Here is a 5,835-nt window from a genome sequence, read left to right on the forward strand (position 1 = left end):
CGGCACCGACAACTGGCAGCCGCCCAAACTCCCCGATTTCTGACCGACCCTGACGTCCCGGCCGGATCAGTCCGCCGGGCCCGCCCCCGCAGGGGTTGCTCCTCGCGGGCCGCTAAGGGCTGTCCCGTAACTGCTCGTTACGGTGAGTCGGTTACGCCGGGTCGGCGATCAGCCGAAGAGGAGATCGACGTCCTTCTCGACACACAGTTGCAGTACGACCACCAACTGGCGGGCGTCGTCGATGTGCCGCTGAAGGAGCGGATCGACGCTTCCCTCTTGCCAGTGGTCGGCGATCTCCTGTAGGCGGGGCAGGATCGCGGCGCATTGGGTGGGCGTGAGGTCGGGGCCGTCGTCGTCGGGGTGATTGAGAAGCGGTGTCAGCGTAGTGGAGACGTCGCTCCAGGGGCGCTGCCCGCCGAAGCCGTGCATCTCGTGAAGAGCGAATCCCTCGGCCTGCGCCAGCCACCGCCGGAACACGCCAAAGCCGGTGTAGGACCAGGAGACGTCCGGACTGCCGGTGTCGTCGTCTCCTGGAAACAAAACGAGCCCCACGGTGTCCTCCTCGTTGGCAGAGCACACAGGATCGGCCGCAGGAAAGGGCAGCGGCAACTGGAATGATCTCCCTGTGGCTGGTGTGATCACGCGTCTGAGCCGTCCTCGATAGGCCCGTTCACAATCGCGGTCCCCGCCCTGGTCGAGCAGGCCATCACCGTCATTGATTCGCGTCACGGGTTCCCAACGTTCACCACCTGGGCGGACGCCGAACGAGCAGGAGTGTCGGTCATGACCGTCAACAAGATCATTCTCGGCGATAACGGCTGTTCCTGGCCCTCCGCTCGGGCCTGTGTCACCGGCCGCAGAGTAGAGCGTTCATCCAGGTCACGGCTGCCTCAGAACCGTTTCTCAGAACGCCGAGGTTGTGAGAGAGGTTCTGCGAACGGCGACCTGGGGGAACGCCCCCGCCGAACGCAGGGCGCGTTGACCTCGCACAACCGGTCATTGATGAGAATCACCCACAGTCGCCGTCGTCACACACAGCTACTTCGCGGCTGGCGACACCGACCCGAGTGGGGGCCGACCGGGCCGGCCCCGAGGAGCTCACCGAATCCAAGGCGCGGCGCGTGCTCGGTCAGCCGAGAACCCAAGCCGTCCACCGTGGGCCGCCCGAGCCGGGAAAGGACCTCATCACTCACCTGCAGCCGCAACGCCATGGCCCAAGTCTCCACCGCGTACACTGCGGCGCACGGCCGATGCGCGAGGAACGTCGGCAAGCGCGGGCCCGCGGAAGCTTCCATTGTTGAGCGCCGAAATGTTGGGCTCTGGCCCACTCTCGATGAGGCAGCTACTCAGTGTGAAATCCCTCGAAAAGAGCGCTGTTATTGATCGTCTTCCGCCGGCCACTGGCCCTGGACGTAGAGGCAGATCAGCGCGGCGTGGGAGAGCGGGTGGCGGGATCGTTGATGGGTGTAGCTTGTCCTGAGTGAGCCTGTGGGCTGGGGTTTTGTGTCTGGGGCTGTGCGGGGTGGAGCTTTCGTTCGGTGGCGAGGCTAGTGGCCGCGTCCAAGATCGTTGTTCGTGTAATTGATCTTTAGCCGGGTGTTGGCCAGGCTGCTTCGAGTGCGATCTCGGAGGTGGTTGATGGGACGTCCCCCGGGAAGTGTTCGTCCGGCCGGTCACGATGTCTGAGGGGCAGCGATTGCAGCGGATCGGGCGGACCTCGAAGGACCCGGTGAAGCTGCGGCGGGCGATCGTGGTGTTGATGTCGGCCCAGGGCCAAAGCGTCCCGGACATCGCTCACCTGCTGGACCGCTCACCCGAGTACGTCCGCGGCGTGATCCACGACTTCAACGACATCGGGTTCAAGGCCCTGGACCCAAAACGGAGCGGGGGCAGACCAAAGACGATCAGCGAGGCGGTCCGCCGCCAGATCCGCCAGATCCGCCAGATCCGCCTGATCGCCCGGTGCTGCCCCCGCGACCTGGGACTGCCGTCTTCCACCTGGAGTTGGCGGTGAGGAGGGTCAGCACGGCTGGGCGGGCGGCAGGTGCCCAGCGGCGAACGCCTGGGGTGAGGTGCCCATGTGCCTGCGGAACTCGGCGGCCATGTGGGACTGGTCGTAGTAGCCGCAGTCGGCGGTGAGCTGCGCCCACCGGCGGCGGCTGGCGTGCGCGAGGACGTACCGGACCCGGCTGATGGACGCCAGGCGCTTGGGTGCCACGCCGACCCCGTCGGTGAACAGGTTGCGCAGCTGGCGCTCGCTGACGGCGAGCTTGCGGGCGAGTCCGGGCAGCGGCTCCAGCCGCCGCCCCGTGGGGGTGAGCTCGTCGATGGCAGCGCAGAGCAGGTCGGTGCGCGCGAGGTCGTGGCGGGACTGGACGGCGAGGCGGTCCCGCACGGCCGTCTCGATGCAAGCGCGGATGAGCCCGGCTGACGGCCTGGGGCCAAGACGGGCCAGTTCCCCGGTGAGCCGGTCTGCGGCCTCGCCCCATAGCTGTGACAGCGGGACGACGTGGCCAGTGAGCTGGTTCAGCGGCGTGCCGAGCAGAGGCCTGGCCCGGCCGGGCCTGACGCGTGCCCTGATATAGAGGGGAACGGGCTCGCCAACGTTGTAGGAGGCGCGGGTGCGCGGCCCTGCGACCAGCAGGTCGGCCCGCTGGTCGGCGGTCACGCGGAACACCAGCGCGGCGGCCCCGTCCGGCACGTGCGCGAGCACATGCTCCCCGGCGGGTTCGGCGGACGCCACCTCGATGCCGGTGATCCACCGGCGCAGGCCCACCGGGACAGGCACTGCGGTCCGTTGCATCATCCTCACGCACGTAGCCTATGGCCCTGGCCCCGCCGGGATCCCTCGCGTCGGCGAACCGTGCCGGATCTTCCTATACGGCAGTGCGACCGTGCTGGCAGCGTGGCCGTCATGATCCTCATCACGGGTGCCACCGGCACCATCGGAGCCGAGGTCGTCCGGCAGCTGGCGGCCGCGGGCGAACGGGTCCGGGCGATGGTGCGGGAGCCATCCCGGGCGGATCTCCCCGCCAGTGCCGAGGTCGTCAGGGCCGACTTCGATGATGCGCCCTCGCTGGAGCACGCGGTCGCCGGGACCCGCGCCGTCTTCCTTGCCACAGCTCCCGGCCCGGCCATCCCCCGGCACGACACGGTTATGCTCGCGGCGGCGCGAGCAGCGGGCGTGGCCAAGATCGTCAAGCTGTCCGCCATTGGCACCACCGTGGCAGGCGAGCCAGACGGCCCCGACGGGCGCGGACCGGTCAAGGTCGGGACCTGGCACCGGCCGGGCGAAGAAGCGATCCGGGCGAGCAGCACCGCATGGACGGTGCTGCGCCCCTCCGATTACGCCTCCAACACGCTGCGCTGGGCGCGGGCGATCCGCGCAGGGACACCCGTCCCCAACATGACCGGCGCCGGCGCGCAGGGAGTTATCGACCCCCGTGACGTCGCCGCGGTCGCGGCAGCGGTGCTGACCTCACCCGCCTGCGACGGCCGCGTCCTGACACTGACCGGGCCGGAAGCGCTCAGCGTCTCAGACCAGGCCCGGCTGCTGTCGCGGGCACTCGGCCGAGTGGTGGAGACCATGGACGTGCCGCTCGACGTCGCCCGCCGCCAGATGCTCGACTCCGGCATGGATCCGGCATTCGTGGAGGTTGCCATCGACGGCCGGGCGTTCGTCGCAGCCGGCCGCAACGCGACGGTGACCGATCATGTGGAGCGGGTACTCGGCCGGCCGCCGCGCACCTTCGCCACCTGGGCCGCCGACCACCTGCACGCGTTCACCGCCTGACGGCCAATTCCCACTCTCGTGTCGCGGTCACTGACATTCCACGTCGCAGGTCACTGACACTCTCGGTGACCGAGTGACGGAGTGTGGTGTCGTGTCTGTCAGTAGTGGAGTACGCGGACGCGTAGGAGGTCGAAGTTGGCGCGTCCGAACATCTGGCGCTTGAGGAATTTGATCTTGTTGACGGTGCCCTCGACGGCGCTGCTGCTGTGGTGCAAAGTCAGTCCGGCCTGCACCGCGGCGTGGTCACGGCGGAGTCCGGTGGCGAAGGCGGCCAGGTGAGGTGAATCTCCGGCTTCGGTCGTGGTGATCCAGTCGTCGAGTAGATGGCCGTTCCGGTTGGTCATCATCGTGGCGAAGCTCCGGACGTGTTCGGCAGCGTCGGCGAGTTCAGGACAGCGAGCCAGGATCTGTTCCAAGCGGGCCTTGTCTTCGGTGTCCAGGCGGTCGGGGTGGGTCATGATCCATCCGGTGACGCGGCGGGGCTTGGGCGGCGGGCAGGGCTCTTGCCGTACGTTGTGGTGTCCGCGCAGCGGCTTGAGCCAGCCCTGGACGGCGCGGCGGCTGCCAGTGAAGCCTTGGGCCTTGATCTCGGCCAGGAGCTGGGCCGCGTTGGTGCAGCCCTCGTTCCACCGGCAGGTGAGGTAGGGCTTGAACTCATCCAGCTTGCTGAAGCGGCCCAGGGTGGGGGCCAGGAGTTCGTCGACGCCGGTGGCGGTGGCGTACTTGCGAGCGGTACGGAACGCCAGGCCGAGCTCGCGGCTGATCGCGTTCAGGGAGGCCCCGTTGTTTCTCAGTGCTTGCACCTGGGCGTAACGTTCCCGGGTCCGCGCCACCATCGGCCGTTCGCTGCCGTAGGAGTCCAGCGTTTTGGGCCGCTCGACGGGTTCGGCCTCGCCGCGGGTTTCGTCCTCGGTGCTCGGCTCGGGGCTGTCTTGAAGGCAGGATCGGTGAGCGCGGATCGTCTTGTCCAGCGCCTGCGCGAGGTTCTGCCAAAGGTGGAAGCGGTCGGCGACCTGGACGGCATCGGGGGCGCCTTCGCGGGCGCCGTCGGCGTAGGCGCCGGCCCTGTCCCGGCAGATCACCTCGACCCCGGGATGGTCGGTCAGCCAGGCGGCCAGGTCGCCGGCGGTCCGGCCGTCCAGCAGATCGATCGGAGTGTGGGTGTCCATGTCCACCATGACGGTGCCGTAGGAATTCCCGCGGCGTTTGGCGAAATCGTCCACGCCCAGGACCGTGACCTGCCCGACCTGCGGATCGGGCAACGCGCGCAGCATCCGCAGCAGCGTGGAGCGGCCGACCGGCACGCCGGCCAAGGCGGCCATGCGGGCCCCGGCCCGCCCGGCCAGCGCCACCGCGATCGAGGTGAGCAGACCGCGCAGCGCGCCGGTGCGGCGGGCATGCGGCTCGGTCAGCCCGTCGACCTGCTCGGCGAAGATCTCCCGCTCGCAAGCCGGGGTCACCGCAGAAGAACCGGCGCACCTCCAGCGTGATCACGAGCGGTCTTCCGCACGCCGCCAGATCCCGCAGTGTCCGCCGGTACCGGCTGTGCACACGCGCCGACGAGACCTCACACCGCGGACACGATGCCTCGGCCGTCGAGGTGCGCGCCGTGATCCGTACCGTGTCGCCGCGTTCCTCAGCATCCAGGACCTGCACCTCCTTGAGAGCTGGGCAGAACAGATGAAGGCAGCAGGCATCGCCGTCCGCCGGCGAAAGCAGCACAATTGACCCCACGGCCGCTCGTTGGTGATCAGGTTCTCGACAAACCGAATCGTCGACGAGCGGCCCCTTTGCATGCGCAGCCTGTTACAGAATCGCGATCAACGCCGATACACGCGCTCAGCACACCCCGAGCTCACGCTGAGTCACCCGATCATCGAGAGTGGGCCAGAGCCAAATGTTGTCAGTAGTCGACGCCGAATTGATGTCAGTGGTGAGCGTGCTTACGGATCAGTGGGCATCGCCGAACTCGATGTACCGGTCGCCGCCGACCTTGACGAACAACTTGTGCGCGACGTCGCCCTGTTCCTGTGCGCAGTCCC

General features: G+C 68.3%; 4 protein-coding genes and 2 pseudogenes. 2 read left to right on the forward strand and 4 right to left on the reverse strand.

Annotated elements, in window-relative coordinates:
• Nucleotides 1–168: 168 nt before the first annotated feature.
• Nucleotides 169–729, reverse strand: a complete 561-nt coding sequence (locus AB0I04_RS54770) for a hypothetical protein (protein ID WP_360904898.1) — start codon at nucleotides 727–729, stop codon at nucleotides 169–171.
• A 949-nt stretch (nucleotides 730–1,678) separates the two neighbouring features.
• Here AB0I04_RS54770 and AB0I04_RS54775 point away from each other — a divergent pair.
• Nucleotides 1,679–2,014, forward strand: a complete 336-nt coding sequence (locus tag AB0I04_RS54775) for a helix-turn-helix domain-containing protein (RefSeq protein ID WP_360904901.1) — start codon at nucleotides 1,679–1,681, stop codon at nucleotides 2,012–2,014.
• Between the two features lie 6 nt (nucleotides 2,015–2,020).
• On the opposite strand, the gene AB0I04_RS54780 is transcribed toward AB0I04_RS54775, so the two are convergent.
• Entirely contained in the window at nucleotides 2,021–2,806 is a 786-nt protein-coding gene (locus tag AB0I04_RS54780) for a helix-turn-helix domain-containing protein (RefSeq protein ID WP_360904907.1), read from the reverse strand.
• Nucleotides 2,807–2,914: 108 nt separating this feature from the next.
• Here AB0I04_RS54780 and AB0I04_RS54785 point away from each other — a divergent pair, with 108 nt between their 5' ends.
• Complete coding sequence (locus AB0I04_RS54785; RefSeq protein WP_360904904.1) at nucleotides 2,915–3,793, forward strand: NAD(P)H-binding protein; 879 nt, start codon at nucleotides 2,915–2,917, stop codon at nucleotides 3,791–3,793.
• A gap of 98 nt (nucleotides 3,794–3,891) precedes the next feature.
• On the opposite strand, the pseudogene AB0I04_RS54790 reads toward AB0I04_RS54785, so the two are convergent.
• Both AB0I04_RS54790 and AB0I04_RS54795 read right to left on the reverse strand, forming a co-directional pair.
• Nucleotides 3,892–5,268: pseudogene (locus AB0I04_RS54790) on the reverse strand (ISL3 family transposase); the annotation flags it as partial.
• Nucleotides 5,267–5,527: pseudogene (locus AB0I04_RS54795) on the reverse strand (transposase family protein); the annotation flags it as partial. The pseudogenes AB0I04_RS54795 and AB0I04_RS54790, both read right to left, overlap by 2 nt.
• Nucleotides 5,528–5,835: the final 308 nt, after the last annotated feature.

Source organism: Actinoallomurus sp. NPDC050550 (genome assembly GCF_040655075.1).
Taxonomy (GTDB): domain Bacteria; phylum Actinomycetota; class Actinomycetes; order Streptosporangiales; family Streptosporangiaceae; genus Actinoallomurus.